Source organism: Sphingomonas abietis, assembly GCF_027625475.1.
Classification (GTDB): domain Bacteria; phylum Pseudomonadota; class Alphaproteobacteria; order Sphingomonadales; family Sphingomonadaceae; genus Solisphingomonas; species Solisphingomonas abietis.
Genome location: NZ_CP115174.1, coordinates 3,788,969 through 3,813,347, shown reverse-complemented (window position 1 = coordinate 3,813,347; position 24,379 = coordinate 3,788,969). Strand labels below are relative to the sequence as shown.

The 24,379-nt window shown below is 62.2% G+C and carries 30 protein-coding genes; 14 read left to right on the top strand and 16 right to left on the bottom strand.

Going from position 1 to position 24,379, the window contains the following annotated elements; translation table 11 throughout:
• The first annotated feature begins 89 nt into the window (after positions 1-89).
• The 5 genes from PBT88_RS17830 to PBT88_RS17810 all read left to right on the top strand — a co-directional run bounded on the left by PBT88_RS17830 (position 90) and on the right by PBT88_RS17810 (position 3,030).
• Positions 90-821 (top strand): hypothetical protein, encoded by a 732-nt coding sequence (locus PBT88_RS17830; protein WP_270076645.1) that lies wholly within the window; start codon positions 90-92, stop codon positions 819-821.
• 60 nt (positions 822-881) lie between these two features.
• A complete protein-coding gene (locus PBT88_RS17825) occupies positions 882-1,106 on the top strand; it encodes a YozE family protein (protein ID WP_270076644.1) in 225 nt (74 codons plus the stop codon).
• A gap of 98 nt (positions 1,107-1,204) precedes the next feature.
• Positions 1,205-1,639 carry an HIRAN domain-containing protein gene (locus tag PBT88_RS17820; protein ID WP_270076643.1) on the top strand — a complete coding sequence of 145 codons (435 nt, stop codon included), beginning with the start codon at positions 1,205-1,207 and terminating at the stop codon, positions 1,637-1,639.
• A gap of 492 nt (positions 1,640-2,131) precedes the next feature.
• The gene (locus PBT88_RS17815; RefSeq protein ID WP_270076642.1) at positions 2,132-2,656 is read left to right on the top strand and encodes a helix-turn-helix domain-containing protein; all 525 of its coding nucleotides are present in this window, start codon (positions 2,132-2,134) and stop codon (positions 2,654-2,656) included.
• Complete coding sequence (locus PBT88_RS17810; RefSeq protein ID WP_270076641.1) at positions 2,656-3,030, top strand: hypothetical protein; 375 nt, start codon at positions 2,656-2,658, stop codon at positions 3,028-3,030. The genes PBT88_RS17815 and PBT88_RS17810 overlap by 1 nt, the downstream gene beginning before the upstream one ends.
• On the opposite strand, the gene PBT88_RS17805 is transcribed toward PBT88_RS17810, so the two are convergent.
• The 8 genes from PBT88_RS17805 to PBT88_RS17770 form a co-directional block, all read right to left on the bottom strand.
• Positions 3,027-3,236, bottom strand: coding sequence for a hypothetical protein (locus PBT88_RS17805; RefSeq protein ID WP_270076640.1), 210 nt, complete (start codon positions 3,234-3,236; stop codon positions 3,027-3,029). The genes PBT88_RS17810 and PBT88_RS17805 overlap by 4 nt on opposite strands.
• A gap of 32 nt (positions 3,237-3,268) precedes the next feature.
• The gene (locus tag PBT88_RS17800) at positions 3,269-3,709 is read right to left on the bottom strand and encodes a hypothetical protein (protein WP_270076639.1); all 441 of its coding nucleotides are present in this window, start codon (positions 3,707-3,709) and stop codon (positions 3,269-3,271) included.
• A gap of 205 nt (positions 3,710-3,914) precedes the next feature.
• Positions 3,915-4,433, bottom strand: a complete 519-nt coding sequence (locus PBT88_RS17795; RefSeq protein ID WP_270076638.1) for a lysozyme family protein — start codon at positions 4,431-4,433, stop codon at positions 3,915-3,917.
• A gap of 138 nt (positions 4,434-4,571) precedes the next feature.
• Entirely contained in the window at positions 4,572-4,976 is a 405-nt protein-coding gene (locus PBT88_RS17790) for a hypothetical protein (RefSeq protein ID WP_270076637.1), read from the bottom strand.
• A complete protein-coding gene (locus PBT88_RS17785; protein ID WP_270076636.1) occupies positions 4,973-5,530 on the bottom strand; it encodes a hypothetical protein in 558 nt (185 codons plus the stop codon). The genes PBT88_RS17790 and PBT88_RS17785 overlap by 4 nt, the downstream gene beginning before the upstream one ends.
• Positions 5,531-5,615: 85 nt before the next feature.
• Positions 5,616-7,670 carry an SGNH/GDSL hydrolase family protein gene (locus PBT88_RS17780; protein ID WP_270076635.1) on the bottom strand — a complete coding sequence of 685 codons (2,055 nt, stop codon included), beginning with the start codon at positions 7,668-7,670 and terminating at the stop codon, positions 5,616-5,618.
• Positions 7,667-8,824 carry a hypothetical protein gene (locus PBT88_RS17775; RefSeq protein WP_270076634.1) on the bottom strand — a complete coding sequence of 386 codons (1,158 nt, stop codon included), beginning with the start codon at positions 8,822-8,824 and terminating at the stop codon, positions 7,667-7,669. Before PBT88_RS17775 ends, PBT88_RS17780 begins: the two co-directional genes overlap by 4 nt.
• Before the next feature lie 13 nt (positions 8,825-8,837).
• Positions 8,838-9,800, bottom strand: a complete 963-nt coding sequence (locus tag PBT88_RS17770) for a hypothetical protein (RefSeq protein ID WP_270076633.1) — start codon at positions 9,798-9,800, stop codon at positions 8,838-8,840.
• Here PBT88_RS17770 and PBT88_RS17765 point away from each other — a divergent pair, their 5' ends adjacent.
• Together PBT88_RS17765 and PBT88_RS17760 are read left to right on the top strand one after the other, a co-directional pair.
• Entirely contained in the window at positions 9,801-12,305 is a 2,505-nt protein-coding gene (locus PBT88_RS17765) for a 2-oxoglutarate dehydrogenase E1 component (protein ID WP_270076632.1), read from the top strand.
• A gap of 81 nt (positions 12,306-12,386) precedes the next feature.
• Complete coding sequence (locus PBT88_RS17760; RefSeq protein WP_270076631.1) at positions 12,387-13,187, top strand: IclR family transcriptional regulator; 801 nt, start codon at positions 12,387-12,389, stop codon at positions 13,185-13,187.
• Positions 13,188-13,286: 99 nt separating this feature from the next.
• On the opposite strand, the gene PBT88_RS17755 is transcribed toward PBT88_RS17760, so the two are convergent.
• From PBT88_RS17755 to PBT88_RS17730, 6 genes are all read right to left on the bottom strand, one after another.
• Positions 13,287-14,546 carry an MFS transporter gene (locus PBT88_RS17755; RefSeq protein ID WP_270076630.1) on the bottom strand — a complete coding sequence of 420 codons (1,260 nt, stop codon included), beginning with the start codon at positions 14,544-14,546 and terminating at the stop codon, positions 13,287-13,289.
• Between the two features lie 224 nt (positions 14,547-14,770).
• Positions 14,771-15,187 carry a hypothetical protein gene (locus PBT88_RS17750; protein WP_270079309.1) on the bottom strand — a complete coding sequence of 139 codons (417 nt, stop codon included), beginning with the start codon at positions 15,185-15,187 and terminating at the stop codon, positions 14,771-14,773.
• Between the two features lie 42 nt (positions 15,188-15,229).
• Positions 15,230-15,679, bottom strand: coding sequence for a hypothetical protein (locus PBT88_RS17745; RefSeq protein ID WP_270076629.1), 450 nt, complete (start codon positions 15,677-15,679; stop codon positions 15,230-15,232).
• Positions 15,680-15,836: 157 nt separating this feature from the next.
• Positions 15,837-16,448 (bottom strand): RraA family protein, encoded by a 612-nt coding sequence (locus tag PBT88_RS17740; RefSeq protein ID WP_270076628.1) that lies wholly within the window; start codon positions 16,446-16,448, stop codon positions 15,837-15,839.
• Positions 16,449-16,483: 35 nt separating this feature from the next.
• A complete protein-coding gene (locus tag PBT88_RS17735) occupies positions 16,484-16,816 on the bottom strand; it encodes an alpha/beta hydrolase fold domain-containing protein (protein WP_270079308.1) in 333 nt (110 codons plus the stop codon).
• On the bottom strand, positions 16,788-16,958 hold the full coding sequence (locus tag PBT88_RS17730) for a hypothetical protein (protein WP_270079345.1): 171 nt from the start codon (positions 16,956-16,958) through the stop codon (positions 16,788-16,790). The genes PBT88_RS17735 and PBT88_RS17730 overlap by 29 nt, the downstream gene beginning before the upstream one ends.
• Between PBT88_RS17730 and PBT88_RS17725 the strand changes: the two genes are divergently transcribed.
• Positions 16,957-17,079 carry a hypothetical protein gene (locus tag PBT88_RS17725; RefSeq protein WP_270076627.1) on the top strand — a complete coding sequence of 41 codons (123 nt, stop codon included), beginning with the start codon at positions 16,957-16,959 and terminating at the stop codon, positions 17,077-17,079. The genes PBT88_RS17730 and PBT88_RS17725 overlap by 2 nt on opposite strands.
• A 174-nt stretch (positions 17,080-17,253) precedes the next feature.
• Here PBT88_RS17725 and PBT88_RS17720 read toward each other — a convergent pair whose 3' ends face one another.
• Positions 17,254-18,018 carry an FAS1-like dehydratase domain-containing protein gene (locus tag PBT88_RS17720; protein WP_270076626.1) on the bottom strand — a complete coding sequence of 255 codons (765 nt, stop codon included), beginning with the start codon at positions 18,016-18,018 and terminating at the stop codon, positions 17,254-17,256.
• Between PBT88_RS17720 and PBT88_RS17715 the strand changes: the two genes are divergently transcribed.
• Positions 18,005-18,142, top strand: a complete 138-nt coding sequence (locus tag PBT88_RS17715) for a hypothetical protein (protein ID WP_270076625.1) — start codon at positions 18,005-18,007, stop codon at positions 18,140-18,142. The genes PBT88_RS17720 and PBT88_RS17715 overlap by 14 nt on opposite strands.
• 53 nt (positions 18,143-18,195) lie before the next feature.
• On the opposite strand, the gene PBT88_RS17710 is transcribed toward PBT88_RS17715, so the two are convergent.
• Positions 18,196-18,882 (bottom strand): GntR family transcriptional regulator, encoded by a 687-nt coding sequence (locus PBT88_RS17710; protein WP_270076624.1) that lies wholly within the window; start codon positions 18,880-18,882, stop codon positions 18,196-18,198.
• A 453-nt stretch (positions 18,883-19,335) separates the two neighbouring features.
• On the opposite strand from PBT88_RS17710, the gene PBT88_RS17705 reads away from it, so the two are divergent.
• The 5 genes from PBT88_RS17705 to PBT88_RS17685 all read left to right on the top strand — a co-directional run bounded on the left by PBT88_RS17705 (position 19,336) and on the right by PBT88_RS17685 (position 24,376).
• Positions 19,336-20,085, top strand: coding sequence for an SDR family NAD(P)-dependent oxidoreductase (locus tag PBT88_RS17705; protein ID WP_270076623.1), 750 nt, complete (start codon positions 19,336-19,338; stop codon positions 20,083-20,085).
• Between the two features lie 106 nt (positions 20,086-20,191).
• Positions 20,192-20,593, top strand: coding sequence for a GlcG/HbpS family heme-binding protein (locus tag PBT88_RS17700; protein ID WP_270076622.1), 402 nt, complete (start codon positions 20,192-20,194; stop codon positions 20,591-20,593).
• A gap of 60 nt (positions 20,594-20,653) precedes the next feature.
• Positions 20,654-21,415, top strand: a complete 762-nt coding sequence (locus tag PBT88_RS17695) for an electron transfer flavoprotein subunit beta/FixA family protein (RefSeq protein WP_270076621.1) — start codon at positions 20,654-20,656, stop codon at positions 21,413-21,415.
• Positions 21,416-21,424: 9 nt separating this feature from the next.
• Positions 21,425-22,387 carry an electron transfer flavoprotein subunit alpha/FixB family protein gene (locus tag PBT88_RS17690; protein WP_270076620.1) on the top strand — a complete coding sequence of 321 codons (963 nt, stop codon included), beginning with the start codon at positions 21,425-21,427 and terminating at the stop codon, positions 22,385-22,387.
• Positions 22,388-22,390: 3 nt separating this feature from the next.
• Positions 22,391-24,376: a heterodisulfide reductase-related iron-sulfur binding cluster gene (locus PBT88_RS17685; RefSeq protein ID WP_270076619.1), complete on the top strand. Its 1,986-nt coding sequence runs from the start codon at positions 22,391-22,393 to the stop codon at positions 24,374-24,376.
• Positions 24,377-24,379 lie beyond the last annotated feature (3 nt).

Genomic DNA, 24,379 nt, shown 5'->3' with positions numbered 1-24,379 from the left:
TTGTAAGCGGCTTGAGCGACAACGTTTTGCCACAATCGCCAATCCCGCTAAGATAAAGGCTAGCCATCGTTTCTCTCCGGGTGAGATGCATGACCAACGATAAAACCCACAACGTTCGCCAGCAGCCAGGTATGTCCACCAACCGGCTCGCAGATTACATGGCAGCGAGCGAACAGGCTCGGCGCAGCATTCTCAGAAGCTGCAAATACATGCCAAGAGCGCGGGTTATCCAGCATCAAGAGGCGAAAGAATCGATTGCGCAGCACCTGTCAAGCGGGGACTTCGGGGGCGGGCGGCTACAGACCCAAGCGGACATTCTGCGCAATGGCCTTCATGGGTCGGATTTCGATAATGAGGTAGCAGAGCACAATGCTGACTACATCGAACGGTTTATCGAGAAGCAGCCGACGCTGCCCGCGCGCGTCCAAGAGGTGACGAAAGCGGGCAAAATGCCCGGCCTCGACATTTATGGATTCCAACTCTCTTTCAGCCCTGATCTCCTTCTTAAGCGGGTCAACATCCGCAACGTTCCTAAGCTCGGCGTTGCGTTCTTTCGATATGGGAAGAACAAGGCGCTCGGCGATGATGTGGCGTGTTGGCAAGGTGCTATCTCATTTGGCTATCTTGATACGAAGGTTAAGCAGGGCTTGGGTGACGTAGATCCTGAAAAGGAAATGTGTGTCGCCATCGATATGTGGACCGGGCAGGTTCACGCCGCCCCGACGAACGCAGTCTATCGGTTTAACGAGGTTCGTGCGGCTTGCGCCGGGATCGCAGAGCGCTGGGGGCAGATACAACCGCCAGAAGGCGCAGTCTTTTGATGGCTCGCGGCTAGTTAGGTATATAGGTCCCGATATATTGCGGGTCGAATCGGAGGACATATGGTGCAGGTGAACGACCAGGGCGAAACATTCGGCGCGTGGCTGCTCGCCCAGCGTGATCGGGATGGCCTCGTCGGCCAGCTGGTCGACGGCGCCAAGGCCGACCGGCGCTTCCCGCGCAACGGCAGCCCGGAGGATATCCGCAAGCATCTCTCCGCGATGCAGGCGGAAGGCGATCTGTTCGAGGCCGTTGATGAAGCCGAGACGGACTGGCTAAGCTACTGATGCCGAGGAAGGGGCCGCTGATCGAGACCGGCAAGGCCCGACTCTTGGAGCGCCTGAGGGCCCAAGCGGCGGCATCGTCTGCGCCGGCGGTCGAGGAATTGACGGTCGCCTGCGTCGGTGCTCGTTTCGCCAATCCGAAGCGCAAGGGCGAGCCGACCGGCAATCGCGAGATGGAAATCATGTTCACCGAGCCGGGCGACGTCGTCTCCCTGCGCGCGGAGCCTGAGAACACGGCTGATGCGAACGCCATCGCGGTCTATGCGAAGACCGGCGTCCAGATCGGCTATATCAGTGCCGACCGGACGATCCTGATCCGGCAGGCATGGGCAGCAGCGCGGGACGTCTTCGCGATCTTCCAGGAGCGCGCGCCGTGGGGCGCTTGGCTGCGTATTGGCTTCGACCGCGAGCCGACCCTGCCGCCGGCATTTGAGAAGTCGCCGATGATCCAGGTGTCGCGCGACTGGTGGCCAGACGAGATCGCCGATGCCGACGGCGACGGGTTTCATCCCGACTACATCCCGCCCGACGATTGAAGGCATTCACAAATAATGCACAGTGAATGTGCAAAAGCCATTGACATATGAACTGTCAGTGTGCATATAAGATGCACCGGGCCGGATGGTCCGGTCCGGCAACCGGGGAGACGAAGATGTCAGTCTTCGGCTGGTTGATCCGAAAACTGAAAAAGATACGAGTGAAGTTCCACCTCTCACTCAAGATCGAAGTCAGGATCGGATGAGTAACCGGGGCGAGGGGTCCAAACCCCGCCCCAACCCGGCGCCGGCCGCTCTGGGAGGATAGAATATGGATATGCGAGGTAACTCGGCCGAACATCGTCAATTGGTGACGATCAGGGACCAGATCAGGGAACTAGAAGCGCTAGATTTGAATCGAATCGAGAGTTCTTTGGGCGGCGCAGCGTCAGCTAGGATCGGTGCAGCTCGCGCGAGATTACGAGATGCTGTCGGGACGTTGACGCGCGCAATTGCAGTGCTGCCCAATCCCGCAATCCGATAGGAGATGACATGGATGATGCCGAACTGCGGGCTAGGCGAAAAGCCCTCAGGCTGACCCAGACGCAGTTTGCCGATGCGCTAGGTCTCCATCGGAACTCGATCGGGCAGATGGAGCGTGGCCAAGCTGCGATCGAGCCACGCACGGCAGCGGCCGTCCGCGCTCTCAAACCCGCCCCGCTCGACCGCAAGCCGACACTTTCTGACCCTATGGAGAGGTTGATCGAGCAAGCGTTAATTGATGCAGGCATTCGATTCACGACTGACCAAGGCGGTGAAACAGAATCGCGGCTGGACTTTCATCTAATCGATTATGGCATTGAGATCGAAGTGAAGCGGTTTTTCACTGTCCGAACTGGTGAACAGATTGCCAGGGCTCCTAGCGTTATCCTCGCACAGGGTGAGGTTGCGGTCAGATTTCTCGCCGAGGCGATTAGATCGGGGGATTTTGTCCTCATGACACTAACGGAGGCTCAGCAGCAATCAGTGTCGAGCCTTCATCGTGCCCGACGTGAATTGTACACGGACGCGCTGTAGTGCCCCGCTTCCGCGCTCTGCTCTTCGGCAACCCGCTGTCGCCATGGCAGGCGAATCGCGAGCTTGCGACGCAGAGCGCGGTTGAGGCGGACGAGGGCAGTCGCGACCCGGTTACCGGGCTCGTCTATCTGTCGCCGGGTGTGGCGATCGTCGAGGATGATGGCGAGGCCCCTGCGATGACAGCCGACATGGCGTGCTGGGCGATGGCGCTGGAAATTATCCAACGCCATCATGCCGGCGCGCGGGGAAACGTCGAGACGGAAATCAGGCGAGCCTCGCAGGATCCCGAAGCCAAGGCGCGGTGGCTGCTGATCGGGAAAAGGATTGCCGCGATCATGGCGGCGGCGGCGAAGGATGCCCGCCCGCGGCCTTAATGCAGCGGCGCGGCCGGGTCGAAATTCAGGCCGATCTTGTGATAGCGAGCGCCTCCCCACCAGACGTGCCGATCGCCCCACTGGATTGGATCGCGGTCGGCTGGGGCCGGTGAAATCCGCTCCATATAGAAGGCGCTGTTCGCCGGGTCGCCGATGAGATCCGTGATGATCTGCATGACGGGCTCGCCCGTGTCCGGCTTGGACACGGGCGCCGCCTGCAAGACGCGGGCGGATCGCATTACGCTGCGACGAGCGCCGGCGCGGCAAGTGCCTCGATCCCGTCGACTACGAGCGTGGTGACGACCTTGAGACCGCCGGCGCTGGTGATCGATGCGGCGAGCGCGACGAGCCCGCTCTCGAGGTTCTTGAGCGTGGCACGATAAGCGGCCTGGGCGACATCGAGCGCGACCGCCTCGATGATGGCGACGTCCGCCTTGATGCCCTGCGCCACGGCCGTCGCGACCAGCGCGTCGACGATCGCGAAGACCTTCTGCGATCCGGTCATGCCGGTCGTGTCGAGCGCCAGCTTCTGGGCGAGTTCCGTGGCGGCCGTGCCGAACGCATCGGCGATTTCCTGCTGGATCGCATGCGTGAGATCGGTCGTTGATGCCGATGCGCCGGGAATCAGGATCCCGGCGATGAAGCCGAGGGCCTTCTTGAGGGTCGAGGCAATGGACATGGTTTTTTCCTTTCCGGGGGTGATCAGTGGTAAAGATGCCAGGGCGCCCGTGGAGCGATGATGAGCGAGTCCTGCTCAGAGGCCTCGTCATGGATGGATTGGTCCTGGCTGCTATCGGGAGGTATATGGATCGTCGGCAGACCGACATTGCGCAGGAGGCGGCGCGCCTTGGGCTGGTGGTGCTATTCAGCAAGCCAAAGGGCGGTCATGCCGCGTTCGCTGCCAGAAGGCCTTGAGCCAGCAACGCTTGAACCTTCGCGGTCACTTCGCCGCGCGTGATGCCGCCATCGTGGTCGAGATCCAGCCCGGCATTCTGGAGGTATAGCTTGGGATTGTCGCCGCCCTTGCCGAACAGCACCGTGCTGTCCGGCTTGCCGACGCCGGCCGGCCAGAGGATCGCGCAATAGAGGTCGCCGAGGTTGTGCAGTCGCCCCCGGTAGGGGCGGAAATAGAGGTCGACGTAGTCCAGCTGCTGCTCGGCCGTCATCGCCGCGAGCTTGGCCGTGGTCGTGTGCAATTGCCCGGCCGTTTGCGGCATGAACTGGATGAGGCCGACAGCCCCTGAACCCGCGCCATTGCGAACGGACGGGGAGAAGGTGCGGCCAGTCTCCCATGCCATGCAGGCCATGAGATCGGAGGCCGAGCAGCCGAGACCGTCGGCAATGGCGCGCACGCGGTCACGGAATGCGGGCGAGACTTTTCGCCCCCATGCGAGTGGGGTCATGGAAATCTCCTGAATAACGTGTACGGTGGCGATCGAGACGCAAGGCGCCCCACCCGTCGCGCGGCCCATCTTCGAGGGTGCCGTGCGGTGCGTCCGTAAACTGAGCCCCGCGTTCCCTAAGCCGCGGGGCCCTTTTTCTTAGGCGCTGGGCGGCTTCGGTACGTCGTCGCTATCGTCGCCGAGCGGGCCGAGGTTGCGCTGCACGAAGGCGAGCGCCACCCGGATGATGCCGACACCGAATGCGCCAAGGCCGGTGCCGTAGCCGAGCGCAACAAGCGGAATCGGCCGCAAGGACTGAATGAACGCGAAGGTGAAGAACAGGGTGAGCAGCGTGACCGGCGCGTCGACCGTCCAGCGGTGCTCCGGCTCTGTTTTGCTGACGTAGAAGCGCACCGCGAGGCAGGCCAGCAGGCCGGCGATCATCGGGCCCCAGTCGAACTCGTAGCCGAGTGCGCTGCCCGTCATCGGCTGGACAGGCGCGATGCGATCCGAGGCGACCGCCGCGCTGGCTCCGATCGTGAGCCCGACGGCCGCGAGCTTCACCGGAAAACGACCACGGCGATGGCGCAACCCAAATAGCATAGGACCAGTCCCCCAGGTCGTTTGAGCAGCGGCAAGCTGATCCACATGTTGATCGGGTGCGGCTCTTTGCGGAGCTGGTATGTGATCCCTGGCAAGCTCAGGAATAGCAGCGCCAGGCCGAGGAAGCCGATGTCGGCGCTGACTGGATCGAGCATCCGTTTGAGCGCCATGCCGCGACCATCGCCGTGCGCGTCCAGCGGTCCCCATCGCCACAGACTCTGCATCTCGGCGAAACACCGCAACGCGAAGGCGAAGGACCACAGCATGCCGATCCGCCGGTAGAGCTGGATAGGCGACGACCATCCGTCGTGATCGGGGCTGTTCTCCGGGGCGAGGAGGCACCGAACGCTGTCGGTCGCCAGCTTGAGGAACAGCATGGCGCAGACGCCCGTACCGGCGAGGAAGACGAAGAGGTTGAGGATATAGAGCCAGTCGTGCCCCTCGAAGCTGGGCGGCGACAGCGCGGGCGGGCCGGATGCGAGCGCGCACGCGGCCATGCTGTTGGCGACGCTCACGAGCGGCGCCCCTTTCGGGTCGTCATGGCGGGGTGTCCTTCTTTGAGGGGCAGCTTCGAGCGTCAAGCGCGATGCAACAGTGCTCTTACCATGATGCCGTCGCGACCCGTTGAAGGGTTCCATCTCCCTGCACGCCATAGCAATAGCCCGCGCGCGACCAAGTTTCTCCAGGCGTGCCTGGGCCGGCAGATGATAGCGGCGTTCCTCTTTTCACATATTCGCCCGGCGCGCGGCGCGCGGCGTCAATATAGGGAACCGAGAGAGCCGCGTGCCCCGCATCAACCGGATGCACCTCATCGTTGTAAAACAACGCCAAGCCGTCCTGCATGGCCGATCGGTTATCGACATAGCGAACGTCGAGACCATCACATTGCGCCGCCAGCACGTTCTTGATCGTATCCGCGGTCAATGTCGCGGTTTGCCACTGTGCGTCATCGTTCCGGAAAGGCAGACAACCACCGACCAGCACGCTCGGACTCGTGTAATAGACATGATCGCTCGGCGTCCCAACCGAGAGGATGCCAACATCATTGGCCGAGGCGGTCGAGCTGGTGACAGTGATTTCGACCGTATAGCTCCCGGCCGGAACCTCGATGCGAGTGGTGTTGACGCTCGTGGTCGTTCCGTTGTTCGTATTGATCGCAGCAGGCGGTGCACATGAAACATTCGCCGTCGCGACGATCGTACTACCCTTCTTGATATCGATCCGGAAGGCCCCTCCGTTGGCATTGCCAACGCGACTCCAAACGTAGATGGGCCCCCCATAGGTTGTCAGTGGATAGTCTATCACCGCGCCGCTTGTGCTGCTCTTTGCCCCCGTCACGCCGGAATATTTCGTGTCGGCCGCCCATCCGCTTGGCCGCGAAATACTTCCACCATCGACCCGATCTTCCTTGCGGGTGCCGAGCCAATAGATAGCCGATAATTGCGCCTGATTGAATAGCGCGCGTTCACCAGCGCTAAGCGCGAAGCCCGATATCTGATAGATATGGTTCGTGCCAATCTGAACCGTGCAATAGGCGTTCGATGCGATGCCGAGATTTACCCCGAAAACCTTATACATCATATCAGGGCCTCGGTCGCCGCTCGTGCCTTGATTATTTAGTGTCGCCCCAACGGCTGCAGCGATTAGGCTGACGTAGTCATTCGCCGGAGCAGAGGACGCAATTCCTTGCGTAATGCTGTCGCCGAATGAAATCTGCGTCTGCCCGGCGCGCGAGACCCTGTGACGCAATGGGGCGCGCATGGCGGTGGAGGCCATAAGCTGATTATAGGTGGACACCGCATTGCCTTCGATTGCGTCGCTTGCGCGCAAACCGGTCAGGTATTGCCCGCCATCTGCCGTCGCCTTGAAAGCCCCGTTAGTGCTTGCGGGTGAGCCGTCTTGATTCGTGACAACGAAAATATTCGGCTCGTCGCCACCGGCTACGGTCCAGAATTGACCGGCAAAATAATAGGCAATGGGAACGCAGCCGCTAGGAATTTGGCCATTCGTATTGCTTGAAACGACACCAAAAAGATATGTCGTTGTGTCAAGATAGACAGTCAAAAGGTTCAATGCGTTTGGTATTGTGTATTGTTGTGTAGGGATTGCGGTATAGCCCAATCCATCGACCGCGTAGAGTCCCGAGGCAGAAATTGATAGCGTTCCTGCCTGGAGGTTGAGATTGATACCGCCAGCCGATCCTGTGCCGGAAACGATCGTTTTTGTACCGGCTCTCAATATTCCATTTTTGGATTGAGTTATCGCGGTGTTTATCGTTGAGCTGACCCACTGCGCGTTCGCGCCATCGGTGCTCGCCATAGGATCGGCAACGCTCGTGATCCGATACCCGCCAAGGCTGAGATTCCCGCTCATGGTGCCGCCAGACTTGTCGATCTTGCCCGACAGCGCGGTGTTCATTACTCCAAGGTTTACAGCATCGCCGTCGGCAGTTGCCGCGCCGACTGCTGCAATCCGGAAACCACCAAGAGAAAGAACACCAGTCATGGTGCCGCCAGATTGGGGAAGAGCTGCGGAGATCCCCGCGCGCTCGGCGGCTGTCATGATCTTGGCATTGGCCGTCTCGGCGATGTCACTGGCGTCCGCCAGCGCGAACGCCCCAGCCGGCTTGAGCTTGGAAAAAATTGGGGTCGTCATGCGATCACCTCGAGCAGGACGTTGGTGCCGGCCGCGACCAGATCGGACAGCAAGAAATCACGATAGAGGACGGTCTGGCCGGTTGCGGTCGTGTGCGATCTGGTCGCAATTCCTGGTGTCACCGCGAAGCCGCCGAGCTTGAAAGCCGTCGGATCGGGCAGGGAGGCTGGCTGTGAATACCAGATGTACCCGTCTGCGGCCGTCGCGAAGGACAGCGTGCGGCCCACCACATCGGCGAACCACGATTGCGACATGCCATTCACCGCGGCGCTGGTGACGGCTGCACCGTTCGACGTGGTGATAGTGCCGGCATGGCCTTTGTTCAGGAATGTGATCGAGGCCGTCTGGCTTGCTGACGCCGCACCGCCGGGCGCTGCGGAATCCGTGACGACCAGCGCGAAGTTCGTGGTCCCTCCAATATTGGAATAAGACACAGACCGCGCCGTCACCGGGTTAGCGACCGCACCACCATTGATGGTCTGCGCGGTCGGATTGCGCGTCAGCGTGTACGCGACCGTGACGGTAGCGACGGTGGCGCCGGCCTCCGCTTGCGAAGGCGATACTGACATGCTGGTGATCCGCAGCCCGCCATAGTTGACCGCGGCCTCGGAGCGATCTGCTTCCGCCTTGGCACGTGCGACCAGGTCGGACAACTGGTCGATGGTTGCCATCCCAATCGAGACGGTCGCGGCCACGAATTGCAGTGCGTAATCGGAGCCGCCATTGAGCGGCACGGCGACGAGCGGGGCCGGGGTGGCCTCCTTTGTGACAGTGCCGACGACTGCCACGGGGCCCGCGATCCACTTCGTCGACGGCAGCCCGGGGACGGTGACGAACAGATCCCAGGCGAGATCCGCATTATCGCCGACCTCCGACGCCGGGGGGAAGTTGACCGAGCCCGCGACCTGCACGTCGAGGAAGGATACGGGCAGCAGGCCTGTCAGATCGGTGCCCGCCAACCGGACGCCCGAGACGGTGCCGTCAGTCGTCTGCGGCAGATCGACCACGGGGGCGCCCGCTGCGTCGGGGTAGAGACGGACCTGCGCGTGCCAGGACGTACCGGACAGGCTAAGGTCGATACCGGTGATGGAGATGCGCAAGACGCGAGGCGCCCCGCGGTCGATGCTCAAGGGCACCGACACAGCGTCGATCATGTGGTGTCTCCGATTACTTCGAGTTCACGTTTTTGCCGCCGCCGACGTTGCCACCGCCGCCACCGCCGCCACCCGTTGAGCCGCCGGTAGACCCGGACGCGGGGGTCGTGATGTAGCCGAGGTAATGGCGCCCCGGGTGCGCAGCGGTCGCGGGAAGGGCGTCGTCGGGATCGGTGCTGGCGAGATAGGTGACCGCGCCGCCGGCACGCGCGGGGTCGTCGTAGAAGAGGGCATAATAGGTGCCGAGAGCGAGGCCGGTGATAGATCCGGCGTTCACCGCCACGGTCTTATCCTGATAGATCCGGTTATGAGCAGAGATCGAGACGGTCGACGCAACTCCGGTGCTGTCGATCACGGCCGTTGGCGCGAAGCTGCTGTCCGGCTTCGAGTTGACGATCAGCTGCGCGACATCGCCCGAGGTCTGGAAAACGCCCGCCGTCGCCGGACCAAGGATGAGGCGGTCGCTGGGAACGCCGCGCAGGATGTAGCGGATGCCAACGTCATAGGCCGTATTCTGCGTAACGGTGTTGAAGACCTTTCGCGTCACCGTCGGATCGTCAACGCTGACGGATTCCCATCCATCAACGTCATCCTGGCCGGCAACGTGCAGCCGAATGTCGAACAGCACTGAAGAAACGCTCGGCTCTTCGACAGCCCCATCCACCTCGATCGCTGGGACCGACACGCCGCCGGCCGTCAGCGTCGTCCCGTTGATCGTCCAGGCGTCCGCCGACGGAGCGTCGACGCTTGGGTCATAGGCGATGCTGGCGGTGGGCGGCGCGACGCCCGTCTGACCGAGAGCGAAGGCGTGCTTTCCATCAGTCTCGGAAACTATTGTGTAGGTGATCCCGCTGCCGTTCCCGGCGACTGGCGTGCCCATTTCGCGCTGAGCGAGACAGGCCGACCGGCACAGGGCGCCCCCGACGGCCGCCTTCTCGGCGACGCCCTCGTCCGGGCCTATCGCGCGCGTGGCCATGTGGAGGCGACGCTCGATCCTCTCAATCTCGTCGCTCGCGGGGCCTCGCTGGAGATCGCCCAGGCCGAAAGCCGCAGCGAAGGCGAGACCATCGAAATCGATGTCGCGGGCGGCAAGCAGGAACGACCCGGTGCAGAGGCGATCGCCCTCCTCAGGCGAATCTATTGTGGCAATGCGGCGCTGGAGGCCGATCATATCGTCAATGGCGACGATCGCCGGTGGCTGTACGAGCAGTTCGAGCGCGAAATGCTCGCGGAGCCGGACGAGACGCTCTACCGCGAAACGCTGGAGGCGGTCCTTCTCGCCGACGAGTTCGAGCGCTTCATCAAGACCAAATGGCCGACCAAGAAGCGGTTCGGCAGCGAGGGCTCCGAGGCCTCTATGGTCATCCTGCGCGAGGCGCTCGCGCAGGCGGCGGGCGCCGGCCTGAAGGAGGTGGTCATCGGTGGCATGCACCGCGGCCGTCTCGCGACGCTTGCGACCGTGCTCGGCAAGTCTCTCCCGACGCTCATCGCCGAGATCAAGGGCGTGGATGTCGGTGGCGGGTCGGCGGATTTTACCGGCGACGTCCCCTACCATAACGGTCTCGCATCGACGATCGACACCCGCCACGGCGCGCTCGATATCCGCCTCCTTCCTCATCCGTCTCACCTGTCCGTGGTCGCGCCGATCGCGCTGGGCGCCGCGCGCGCGCGCCTGGAAATGCGCCAGGCCCAGGGGCAGCCGCAGGCCGTGATGCCGCTCCTGATGCACACGGACGCCGCCTTTGCGGGGCAGGGCGTTATCAGCGAGCTGCTCCAGCTTGGCGGCCTCGCGGGGTACACGGGGGCCGGCGCCATCCACCTCGTGGTCAACAACCAGATCGGGTTCACGACATTGCCGGGGGAGGGGCGTTCAACGCCGTACCCGACCGATATCGGCAAGGCCTATGGTCTGCCCGTTTTCCATGTGAACGGCGATGATCCGATGGCAGCCTCGGCGATCGCCCGGCTGGCGTTCGCATGGCGCCAGCATACGGGCCGCGACGCGCTCATCAATCTGGTCTGCTATCGACGCCACGGGCATAATGAGCTCGACGAGCCGCGTTTCACCCAACCGCGAATCTGGGCTGCGGTCGACGCCCATCCGACCCTCCCCAAACGCTATGCCGAGACGGTGGCCGGCATAGCGCCGGCGGCCGCCGCGTCGGCCGAAGCGCGTCGCGCCGTGTTCGCAAAGCAAATGGCGGAGGCCTTCGAGAATTATGGTCATACGCGGTCGAACTCCGCGACGGACCAGATGCAGGCCTTTCCGCGCGCAGCCAGGGAGGGAGGCGACCCGTCCGGCCAAACGGGGGTTCCGGCCGATCGGCTGATCGAATTGGCCCAACGGATGACGACGCTGCCGGACGGATTTGAACCCGATCCGAAGGTCGCGACCTTCCTGAAGAACCGGCTCGAATCCGTCCAGGCCGATACCGGCATCAACATGGCGACGGCAGAGGCGCTGGCCTTTGGCAGCCTTCTCGCCGAGGGCACATCGGTTCGGCTGAGCGGGCAGGACTGCGTTCGCGGGACATTCACCCAGCGCCATCTTGCCATTCATGATCGCAGGAACGGTGCGAGCAGCATTCCCCTGGCACAGACGGCGTCTGCTTCGGCGACATTCGATGCGATCAACTCACCGCTGACCGAATATGGCATTCTGGCGTTCGAATATGGGATGAGCCTGGCGGATCCGGACAAGCTGATCGTCTGGGAGGCGCAGTTCGGCGACTTCGTCAACGGCGCCCAGATCGCCGTCGATCAATATATCGTGTCAGCCGAAGCCAAATGGCGCATGCAATCGTCGCTCGTGATCGCCCTGCCGCATGGTCTGGAAGGGCAGGGGCCGGACCACTCCTCCGCAAAGATCGAGCGGCTGCTGCAATCCTGCGCTGGCCAGAACATCATCGTCGCCAACCCTTCGACTCCGGCTAATCTTTTCCATCTCCTGCGCCGCCAGCAAAGAGGCGCCGCACCCAAGCCGCTGTTCCTGATCGCGCCCAAATCGCTCCTGCGCGACAAACGCTGCCAGTCGGTGCTGGCGGACCTGCAAGAGGGAACGTCCTTCCAGCCCGTGATCCCCAGGATCCCCGGCAAATCGCTCAAGCGGTTGATCCTGTGTTCCGGGAAGATCTTCTATGCGCTCGACGATGCCCTGAAGCGCGATGGCCTTTCGGATATCGGGCTCGTTCGGATCGAGCAGCTTTATCCTTTCCCGCAGGACACCGTGGTCGCGCTGCTGAAAGCCCACGCAAAGGCAGAGCTTGTCTGGTGTCAGGAAGAGCCGCGCAACCAGGGCGCCTACGCCTTCGTCGCGGATCAGCTGCACCAGGCAATCCCTGCCGCCAAGTTCAGATTCGTCGGGCGTCCGGCGATGGCAGCCGCCGCTGGTGGGTCGATCGACCGCCACGATGGCGAGCAGGAGATCATCGTGTCGGCGGCCGTTCACGGCGTGGAGAAGGCTGCCATCGCCGCCGAATAGGCGTCTGGCCCGAGGCCCGGCTTGGCCCGGCTTCCGAGCCGGGCTAAACCATGCAACCATGATATCAGCGGTATTCGAGCCATGACCTCCTTCGCGCCGGTACGAGCCGTCCAGCGCGGCTTGGCCGTGCTCCGCGTCATCAGCGAAAGCGGGCCGCTCTCGATCCGGGAGATCGTCGAGCGGTGCGGCATGGCGCAACCGACCGTCGTGCGCATGCTCGAAACCCTCATCCATGAGGGGTTTGTCTACCGCCAGAACGGCACCGCGGTGTACAAGGTCACAGGCCGCACCATGACATTGAGCGCCGGCTTCGATTCGAAATCGAGATTGCTCGAGGTCGCGATGCCGATCATCGACCGGTTGCACGTTCAAATCGGGTGGCCGTCCAACCTCGCCATGTTCGATCGCGATGCCATGGTGATCATCTATTCCAATCGGGCGGCATTGGGCCTGTCGATCCCCGGTCGCCTGGGGGCCAGGCTGCCGCTTCTGGCCACCGGCGTCGGCCTCGTGACGCTTGCCAGCCTGTCCGAAGGCGATCGCGAGGATGCTCTGCGGCATGCGGCGAAGGCGGGAGATCGCTGGAGCAACGAGGCCCGGCTTCTCGCCGGCCTGCCCGAGAAGCTGGGAAAGATATCGCTCGATGGCCATGCCTTCGCCGACGAAGGCTATCTGGACACGATTTATCAGTCGCTCATCTGGGCCGTCGCGGTCCCGATCGTGACGGGGGACGGGCAGGCGGTTGCGGCGATCAGCAGCCTGGTGCTGCGCAATGCGGGCGCGCGGCAGAAGCTGCTCGCTTCCATCCTGCCCAAATTACGGGCCGCCGCGTCCGATATCGGTCGGGCCATCGACGAAGATCGCGCCTCGGGATCGCAGTGAGGCGGGACGACGAATGTGACCATGCCCGATCCGGCCTCCAGCCGGATCGGGCATGCGCCGAAGAGGCGACCGTCGGAGGAACCACCCGACGGCCCGCTCTCAGCGTTCCGGCAGGTTGCAGGCGCGCCTGGAGACCAGCGCCCGATCATGTCTGCGAAACCAGCCGGTCGTCTCGCGGGTAAAGGCCGCGGTGACGAGGAGGCCGAATATCATCAACGCTGCCATGAAATACAGCGCGGTATCGTATCCGGCCGCAGCGCCGACGCCGCCTCCGGCAGAAATCAGGCCACCGATGATATAGGGCCCGACCCCGCCGATGTAGATACCCGCGCTGATGAGCGCACCGGCGATCCCCAGCGTCCCCGCCTTCGTCGAGTCGAAGGCGATCGCATAGACGAGGGTGTAAGGTGCGTTCATGGCAAAGCCGGCGAGCAACTGAATGGCGATGAGGGCGGTCAGACTGATCCCGGCATATTTGAACAGCCACATGCCGACGGCCAGCCATGCGAAGACGATCATCAGGGTCAGTTTGCGGCCGATGCGATCGGAGACCGATCCCCAGAAAATCTGGCCCAGGCCGCCCGTGATCGTGAACAGCACGCCATAGGCCGCCGCCTGCGCGAAATTGTAATGGGCGACAAAGGCGAGATACTGGGGAAGCCAGAAGCTGATCCCGTAATATCCGACGACGGCGATCACCGAAACGACCGCCATGATGCCGACGTTCGGGTTTCTGACGCATTCGCCAAGTCCCCCCTGGGTGACCGCGCTGACGTCGGCCAGATCTTCGGTCAGCGGGTGCCCCTCGCCCGCGGACACGACCTTCGACACCAGCCGATCGTAGCGCTTGGGTGTCGCATAGGCCCAATAGGCGGCAAAGAGCACGATGACGGGGATCGGGAAAAGAAGGAAGGCGTAGCGCCAATTTTCCGAGCCATATCGGCTCAGAATATAGCTGACGACGATTCCGCCGATGAGGCCGCCCCAGGGAAATCCCGTATGGTGAAGGCCGAGCGCAAGGCCGCGGCGACCTTTCGACCACCACTCGGCGGCGGACGCCACTTCGATGGGTTCGGCGACGCCGCCGAAGACGTGGGAAAGCACCTGCATGAGAACAAGCAGGCCGATCGTGCCCGACAACGCGTTCACCCCGCTCAGGAAGGTGAACAAGGTATAGCCGAGCACCATCGGCAGATGACGATATTTGCGGCGCCAGCCTTGACCGCCCTTGTCCGCCCACATCATCGCCGGAATAGCCAAAGCCGCCGTCGAGATCGTGATGATCGTCGTGTAGAGGCCGGCCTGCGCGGCGGTCAGCCCATATTCTTTCGTGATGGACGGCAACACGAAATAGATCATCTGACGCGAAATGGCATCGATCGCATATGCGCCCCATAACAAGAGCAGCGCGATCCAGGATTCGGCCGGGGCTATCCGATATGGCTTAGATGTCGACCGCCCAAGCGGCTTGTCGGTGATTTGCATCGTCCCCTCCTTATATTTTAATTGGGCCGTCGACATTTTCTAGTGATGCGGAAGTCCGCTAGGAAATGCGATGCGCCAATATTTATATATTTCTGATATCAAAAAATATAGACGAGCCGGATGCTCGCGCCGAGGTTCTGGCGGAATCCGCCATTTGCCGCGAACTGATGGTTCAGCTCGCCGAGAATCTGGAAATGCTGGCTCACTGACTTTGCTGCAGCAAACCGAATTTCATCATAGTCGGTCATCGAGCCGTTGAAAGTGCCGTCCAGATATTGCGATCCGCCCCGATGGCCCTGGTAGCCGATCGACGTGTTGAAGCCCTTGTTCCATGCGTAGTTGAGGTAGGTCTGCCATTCCGTCGTCGGATGTTGGGTCAGACGTTGGTCAAGGGCATTCGAGTGATCATTATGCCCATAGAAATAGATGTCGGCAGACAGATCGACCGACAATTGCTTGGTCAAATCCTTGTGGACCGAGGTTCCGGGGTTGAATACAAAGCGATGACTGCCGATGTTGACGGCTGCGCGCTTGTCATATTCGCCGGTCGGCAGAAACTAATAATGGTGGATGGCCCAGTAGAATCCATTTTTCGAATCTTCTTTGAGCCAGAATCCGCTTCCGATAATATTGTCGCCTCGTCCGCTGTTCCGGCTCAGCCTTTGGCTGCCGATCCGAGCCTCCTCGAAGCCGCCACCAAGTTGGACCGCGCTGAGAAACGCGCGATGGCCACCGATATCGAAATAATGCGCGAGCTTCAGAGCCGCGGTCGTCGAGGTAAAGTCGGATGCCTGCTTCACGCTGCCCGGAAGAGCGGACGAATAGGCCGTATGCTCTCCATAATATCCGTAGAATACGAGAAGCGTCGTATCCTTTGGGATCGTGACATACTCATAGGGTTCGATTTCGATTGCATGAGCCGGCACCGCCGCCAGGGCCAGCGCTGGTAGGGCACAGACCTTCAGGAGGCGTGCGAAAAGGGCTCGCAAAGTGCGACTGCGTTTCATGGCATTCTCCCCAAGTATATGTTTATTTTATCAGCGTAAATTGATCTGCTGGTATAGTTTAACTATCCAACATGTAATTATTGTGGGGCGAATCGCCTCCATTATTCATTTATATACTGTTACAAAAATGCGTATAGGGTTTTTGTATATCGAAGGGTCAGACTCCATCGACTGGCTGTTTCGAGGAAATGGTGGCTGCGAGATCATTGTCGCGCTTTTCGATATTTTCCGCTGCTGCGAGTACGGTCGGGATGTCGGCAGGCTCGATGGAAACGATGCCCGTATCGTCGATGACGATGAGATCGCCGCCCTTGATGGTGATGCCACCGCACCGCACCGGCACGTCGCGCCCAACGATCTTCATGCGGCCACGTCCGGTTACCGGCGTGACATGGCGACTGGCGACCGTGAGACCGACATCCCTGAGCTCGTCCAGGTCTCGACACGCGCCATCGATGACCGCCGCAGCGCCACCGCGGTTTTGAACGGTCAAGGCTGCGAGGCCGCCAAATGTCGACACCTCGGCGCCGCCGAGATCGAACACCAATACCGTATTCGCGGCGCTGCTTTCGAAAACCGGGAAAACCTTGAAGTCGCCATGACTGAAGGCGCCAAGGGGCCCCACTTCGCATGCGATCGTGTGCGCGAAACCCGCGACCCGCCCAGTGCCGGAGCGCCGGAAGAGGCCCTGGACGACACACGCCTTGCCCAGTCCATCAAGGACATCGCTCAAGGTCGAGGTGCTGATCTTCCGGAAGCGGATCAGCATGTCCTGCTCGGGATCGACGCGGGCCAGAGTGTCTGTCACTGATCGACCTTTGCATTCATGCAGTCCGCCATTCTCGCGATCGCTGCGACGGTTTCGGGGGTGGCACTCGCGAGTGCTGGAAAAGAGCGTCTTGAATCAGGGGGCGATCGAAATTCGCTGCGGATGTTCGCCTGCGTCTGGCGCTCCGCCATCCTGATCGCGTCACCATCGAGGACGTCGCGTTCGCCGGCCGCGATGAGTAGGGCCGGCAGCGCCTTCGGATCGCCGCAAATCATCGACGCTCGGGGATCGCGAGGGTCCGCTCCGGCAAGGGATTGCTCGGCCGTCATCCTGGCCGACTCACTCGGAACCGCCCGCGCCCTTGCCACCGCATGCGGCTGGTCCGGGGCGGATGTGGTCGTCGAAGGGAACGCTGCTCGAGACCTTGCGATAATGTCCGCGCAGGCGAGCGACATCCAGCGGGATGTCGTCGATCGACGCGACCACCGGGTCCATCTCGCCGCTTGTCATGGCCACCCTCTCAGATTGGCAACAACTATGTGACTATGTTGTCACCATTAAAGGTGCAACATTTTATGTCAACCGGGTGCGCGGTCTGATCCGGAAAATTTCCGCGAGCGTCGCCTCGTAGGAGACCGGCGGGGAGAGGGGGAAGGCCAGTGCGCGCTCGACCGAGTGCCTGCCCCAGCATGGCGCGAGGCCGCTTATGCCGGAAGCGTCCCAGGAGCGGCTGCCCGTTTCGCCGAAGACGGCTCAGCGCGCGGCGAGGGGGCGGTGAAGCCCGGTTTCCCGGGCGCGCTTCAGCCTAAGCCAGCGGCTGCCGGCAGCTCACCGAGGCCTGCATGCAAAGATTATTGTCCGCATCGGCAATGTGAAGCTGGGCGGTATCACCCGTCGGGTCGATCGACCCGCAGACGTAAAAGGGCGCCAGATCGAAGACGGGACGGACGGCACGGAACTTGTAGCCCTCGATATCCGCCTCCGGATAGCGCTCCTTGAACTCGTACATCAGCAGGGTCGCGAGAAGCGGCCCGTGAACGACCAAGCCGGGGTAGAATTCCGTCTCGACGGCATAGGGCCGATCATAATGAATCCGGTGGCTGTTGAACGTCATCGCGGAAAATCGGAAAAGAAGAACCGGCGAAGGCTTGATCTTCCTCGACCAGGCAGGCGAGGCAGGCGCGGGGTTTGGTGGGGGCGGCGCGGTCGGCGCCTGGACGGCCTCGCGATAGACGATGTCCTGTCGCTCGGTGAGAAGATCGCCACCGGCGTCGCTGACACGATGCTGCACCTTAACAAAGGCGAGCTTGCCGCTGCGGCCGTCTTTTTCGGTGACATCGAGGATGGTCGAGACGCGTCGAATGTCGCGGCCGACGCAAAGCGGGCGGTGGAATTGCATGTCGCTGCCCGCCCACATCCGGCGTGGCAGCTCGATCGGTGGAAGAAAGCCGCCTTTCGCGGGATGTCCGTCGGAGCCCGTCTGGTCGAGCGGGCAATAGGGCAGGAAGTTGAACCAGTGACTGAGCTCGGGGGCGATGTCGCCGTCGCGCGGCTCGATGGAGCGCGACAACAGGGTCGCCGCCGCCGCCGTGATGGGATTCTTCGAAACGACGTCCGTGGCCTCTTCCGATTTGCCGATCCAATCGCTCGGCGCCGACGCGGTTGATGTCTCTTCGACTTGCATCTGTCAGTGACCTCGCAGTGGGAAGGGATTTTTCACCGCGACGAGGCCATCCAGGTCGCGGGGCTACCGGCGTCCGTGAAGCTGCCGATAAGCTTCGAGCGCGGGCAGGATATGGTCTCGGCCGATTTCCACAACCTTATCAAGGTCGCCGGATTCGAGCCCGTCAATCATGTCGGCATGATCTTGATGGGAATTGCGAAGATAGGCCCGATCGCCAAGAACATACCAATGGATCGGCGTCGTCCGCAACCAATACTGGCTGATGGCATCGGACAGATACCGATTTCCACATGCGCCATAGAAGACTTCGTGGAACTGCGTATTGATCCGATAGGCTTCCTTCTTATCGCCTTGAGCGATTGCGGCCGCATACTCCGCGTTGATATTGCGCAGCTCGGCAATGAGCGCGGGAGCGACGGGCCGCGTGATCCGACGCGCTGCTTCGGATTGCAGGATGAGACGCATTTCATACAGCTTCTCCAGATCATCAATCGAGAAGTCGCTGACGATCACGCCCTTGTTGGGGCGACGCTCGATCAATCCGGTGCGGTCGAGCTCGACGAGCGCCTTTCGCGCCAAGCTGCGACTCGTCCCATAGCGATCGGCGAGTTCCTCTTCGACCAGACGTTCACGCGGGCGGAATTGTCCGAAGATGATGTCTTCCATCAACGCATTGGCCACCTCGTTGACGGTCGTCTCTTTCTTTTCGACCGTCTCCGAAATCTCGGCGCGCGCCGCCATGCCGACCATGAAACATTCCTTCCCTTATCGCCCATCCGACATATCAATTGTACCAATCGGTATAATTCCTATGCCTCAGTCAGGGAGGACAGACCTCCCGTACAAATAGTCTACGCCTAGGCGGTGGGTTTCGAAAAGGTCAACTGCCGATGGCGAGACGCCGGCCGCTTTTCCGGCGCTCGGCGCGATGCCAAGCGCAGCCCGAAAAGGTCCGCCGCTACGCTCTGCAACCCCGATCACGATCCGTGAATTGGCGTATTTCGGCACCTCTCTTGTCACTCCTCTCGTCACTCCCGCAGAAAGCCTTGACGCCCACATTACCAGCGAGATAGATAGGAAACAATGACGGCAACAGAATTGTTGCCAATACCGTTCGGTGGCTCGGCGAAGGTCGCAACGGGAGTTTGGACGGCATCTAAGTCCCAATGGTAGAACATTGTGCGTGATGGAGAGTGAGAAATCATGAGCGATCGGCTGAGCAACAAGCGCGTCATTTTCGTGGGCGCGGCGACGGGTATTGGTCGTGCTACGGCAGAGGCGTTCGTCGCCGAAGGCGCAAAGCTCGTCCTTCTCGACGTCAACCCGACCGCCGGAAAATCGACCGCCGAAGCGCTCGGTGTTCCCTTCGTCCAGTGCGACATTTCCGATGAGAACAGCGTCGAGCAGGCGGTTGCCGCAGCCGTCGCGTCGCTTGGCGGTCTCGATACGCTCGTGAACACGGCCGCAATCCAGGACGCCGGCGAGGTCGAGGATTTCGACGTCAAGATTTGGGACCGGATCTACGCGGTCAACGCGCGCGGTTCGTTTCTCCTGGCCAAATATGCGATCCCCCATCTGAAGAAATCGCAGGGTGCGGCGATCGTCAACACGGCGTCGCTGGCGGGCTATCGTGGCGGCCCCGGGATGGTCGCCTATGCATCGTCGAAAGGCGCTGTGATCGCCTTCACGACCACGCTGGCACTGGAATTGGCGAAGGACAAGATCCGGGTGAACGCGGTCTGCCCCGGCTGGGTCGATACTCCCTTCAACGATCCCGCCATCGGTTTCATGGGCGGTTCGGATGCCCAAAATCAGGCGATCAGCGCGATGGTTCCGCTGGGGCGCCAGGCCGTGCCCGCAGAAATGGCGCCTCTCTACGTCTATCTGGCATCGGACGAGTCGTCCTTCATGACGGCCCAGTCGATCACGATCGATGGAGGTGTGTGGAATTAGGCGGCCGGACAGGCAGGCGCTGACGGCGCCGCATGTCCCGCACGCCGTTCAAGTTCGAAAATCGAAACGATAAAACAGAGCGGCTGGTGCCGCGAAGGAGCCCAAGATGTCGTTGACGAATGCAAAAATCCAGGCTGCGCTCGAAGCTGGTCTGGCAAAAGCCGCCGAGATCGGCTGCGCCTCGAGCATCACCATTCTCGACAGCGGGCGCAACCTGCGCGGGTTCATTCGGATGGAAGGCGCCCTCCTGGCGAGCATCGAGATTTCTCAGGGCAAGGCGTTCACCGCCGCTTCCATGCAGATGAATACCGCGGATCTGACCGAATATGTCCAGCCGGGTGCGCCATTTTATGGTCTGGAAGTGTCACATCGCCACCCGATGGTGATCTTCGGCGGCGGCGTGGTGGCGAAGACGGGCGACGAATTCGTCGGTGCTGTGGGCGCCGCCGGCGGATCGATCGACGATGATGTGGCCGTGGCGTCTGCGGCGGTTGCCGCGCTGGTATAATCATGATGCCGATCCTGCATAAGACGGGCACGGCGGAGAGTGACTTGAAAGGCAAACGACATGCACGTTCTGGTCGTAATGCGACTTGTGCCCGACACGAGTGAAGACGTTGAAATCGACGCCTCCGGCGTCGACATCGACCGCGAATGGGTCGACCTTAAACTCTGCGAATTCGATGACCACGCGCTCGAGGAAGCCATTCTTCTCAAGGAGCGCGCCGGTGCGAAGGTCACCGCGATCGCCATCGCCGGCGAGGGCGTGGACCGCATGCTGCAGACCGCAACCGCACGCGGCGCGGACCAGTGCATACGCATCGACTATGAGCTCGATAATCCGACCAGCACGGCAGAGGCGGCCAAGGTCGTCGCCGAGGCGATCAGGTCGATCGGTGCCGATCTTGTTCTGACCGGCGTGCTGACGACGGAGGACGTTCTCGGCCAGTGGGCGCCCTTTATCGCCGGCTGCCTGGGATGGCCCACGGTCAACGCGGTGAGCGGGATCGAAGCGGGTGGAAAGGGTGTCATCGTTCGCCAGGAATATTCCGGCGGACGCTCGTCCCGTCTCGACGTGCCGTTTCCCGCCGTTCTCGGCGTACAATCGGCCTCGCAGCCGCCGCGCTACGTGCCGGGCAGCAAACTCCGTCAGGCGATGGGCACGCCCATCGAGGCGAAGACGATCGACGTGATCGTGACAGGCCGATCGGGCACCATCACGGCCCTGGCGGCGCCCGAAGGGGCTCATCACGCCAATATGATCGACGGCGATGCCGAGGCGGTCGCCTCGGCGATCGCGGACATCCTGGCAGAGCGCAGCCTGGTTTGAGGATTTGAGATGCGGATACTCGTTTACATAGAACAGGCTGGCGGAGAGCTCGGCGGATCATCCCTTGAACTGCTGACCAAAGCGCGAAGCCTGGCGGACGCGACGTCGGGCGTCGTGGAAGTCCTTTCGATCGGCAGCACCGCCCTTTCCTCCGAGAAGATCAAGGGCGCAGACGTGCTGCTGCAGGCGGTGGATCCGGCTCTGGAGGCCTATATTCCCTCGACGCACGCAGCGATTATCGAGAGCGTCGTGTCCAGCCGAAATCCGGATCTGGTTCTGTTCGGATATACGGCTGCCGGTCTTGACCAGGCGCCCTATCTTGCCGCGCGCAGGAATCTTTCGACGGCCGCCTACTGCACCGACCTGGAGATGGTCGATGCCAGCTTGACCGCCCGGTGTCAGATCTACGGCGGCAAACTCATCGCGACGGTCGCGCTCGAGACGCCTGCCGTGGTCGCTCTCACCCCGGGCTCGGTTCAGGAAGAGGCGCTCGCCGGCCGCGATGTGGAAGTCGTCGAGCTCGACATCTCCGCCGCCCTCGCGACGCCGTCGATCACCTTCGTCGACCAGACACCGGTCGACCCCGATGCGATCGACATCACCCAGTCCGAGCGGCTGGTATGCGTCGGTCGTGGAATCGGCGACAAGGAGAATATCGACGAGGTGCGGGCGCTCGCGACCATCCTCAAGGGCGAAGTCGTGGGCTCGCGGCCGATCGTGGATCTCGGATGGCTTCCCAAGGAGCGGCAGGTCGGCAAATCGGGGCGCAAGGTCAAGCCGCGGGTCTATCTCGCGCTCGGCGTATCCGGCGCTCCGGAGCATCTGGAGGGCATGGCCAAGTCGGATCTGATCGTCGCCATCAACACCGATGCCAATGCGCCGATTTTCCGCTTCGCGCATTATGGTGCGACCGTGGACTGCGTCGATTTCGTTCCGGCCCTGCAGAGCGCGATCGAGAAGCGAGGTGCATAGGTCATGCTCGGTCGACCGGTAGCCCTGGCACTCGTCAGCGCCATTTTCCTGGCCGTCGCGCTGTGGCGCTCTTTCCGGGTGATGAAGCCCGTGTTCCAGGCGTCGGGCGCCGCGCGCCTCGATCGGCCGCTCGATCGCCTGAAGGGGCTGTGGACCGACGTCGCGCTTCACCGGCGCCTGCGCCGGAAACGCTATGCCGGAACCCTCCACGCGCTGATGTTCTCCGGTTTCATCATTCTCTTCACGGTGACGATCGAGAGCTTCGTCGGCGGCTTCTTCCCGCATTTCTCCTTTGCGCCTTTTGGCGAGGCGACATGGCTTGGCCTGCTGCAGGACATTTTCGCCGCGCTCGTCTTCGTCGCGCTCGGGATGGCGATCTATCAGCGTGCGGTCATCAAGCCCGCGCGGTTCAAGAGTTCGAACCAGAAGGACGCGTGGACGATCTATGGTCTGATCGGCGCGGTCGTGGGCGGCCTCCTGTGCGAAGCGATCTTCCATCAGGTCGCGACCTCGGCGCCGTCCCCCTGGCGGCCGATTACGGGGTCGATCGCGAAGCTTCTGCAGACCAGCGGAATGTCGCCCGGGGCGGCGCTGCAGGCGCAGGCGGTCGCTTATTGGGTCCATGTCGTCGCGGTGCTGTCCTTCCTGGCCTATATTCCCGGCTCCAAGCACCGGCATATGTTCACGGCCATCCCGAACATCTACTTTCGGGCCTTGGACAAGAAGGACGAGCTGCCCGCGATCGATCTGGAGGCCGGCCCGATCGGCGTGTCGAAGATCGAGCAGCTCGACTGGAAGCATAAGCTCGATCTCGTGTCGTGTACGGAATGCGGTCGCTGCGAGGAGGTCTGTCCGGCGAACGCCGCCGGACTGCCGCTCAGCCCCAAAAAAATCGTCATGGACATGCGCGACCATATGTTCGCGGGCGGGACATGCGAGGGGGGGCTCCAGCTCGTCGACGGGGTCATTTCCGACGAGACGCTTTTCGCCTGCACGACCTGCCGTGCGTGCATGGACGCCTGCCCGGTTCGGATCGAGCCGATGACCAAGCTGATCGAGATGCGCCGCGCGGCGATCGAAGAGGGCGAGGTCGAGCCGATGCTGCAGGACGCGCTGGCCAATCTCCAGCGCACCGGCAATTCGCAGGGCAAGCCCGCCAAGCAGCGGGCGAAATGGACGCAAGGGCTGCCGTTCAAGCTCAAGGATGCGCGCAAGGAGCCGGTCGACGTGCTCTGGTTCGTCGGCGACCATGCCTCGTTCGATCCTCGGGTGCAGGAGATCACGCGGAAGGTCGCGCTCCTGCTCGACGCGGCGGGCGTGGACTTCGGCATTCTTTATGAAGGCGAGCAGAATTCCGGCAATGACGTCCGCCGGGTGGGCGAGGAGGGCGCCTTCGAGACGCTCGCCACCGCCAATATCGCCACCCTGGCACAGTGCAGCTTCCAACGGATCGTGACGACCGATCCGCATACGCTCAATGCCTTGCGCACGGACTATGCGAACCTCGGCGCGCACTACACGGTGTTGCACTATACGCAGCTGCTCGTCGAGCTGATCGACGCGGACAAGCTTCGTCTGCGCCAGGCCGGCGGCAAGGTCGTGACCTATCACGATCCCTGCTACCTCGGACGATATAGCGGCGAATTCGACGCCCCTCGCGAGCTGATCCGCAGGGCTGGCTACACCCTCCAGGACATGGATCGCTCGCGCGAGAACAGCTTCTGCTGCGGTGCGGGCGGCGGCCGGATCTGGATGGACGATTCCGCCATGACCGAGCGGCCCAGCGAGAACCGGATCAAGGAAGCTCTGGCTCTCGACGGCGTGTCGGGTTTCATCGTGTCCTGTCCCAAGGACACGATCATGTACCGCGCGGCGGTTCAGGCGCTCGGCGTCGAGGATCGGATCATGGTCCAGGATATCGCTGACCTGCTGGTCATCGAAGAGGCTGTGGCGCCGCAAGAAGAACAGACCGCAGCGGCGGCGGCGTGACGT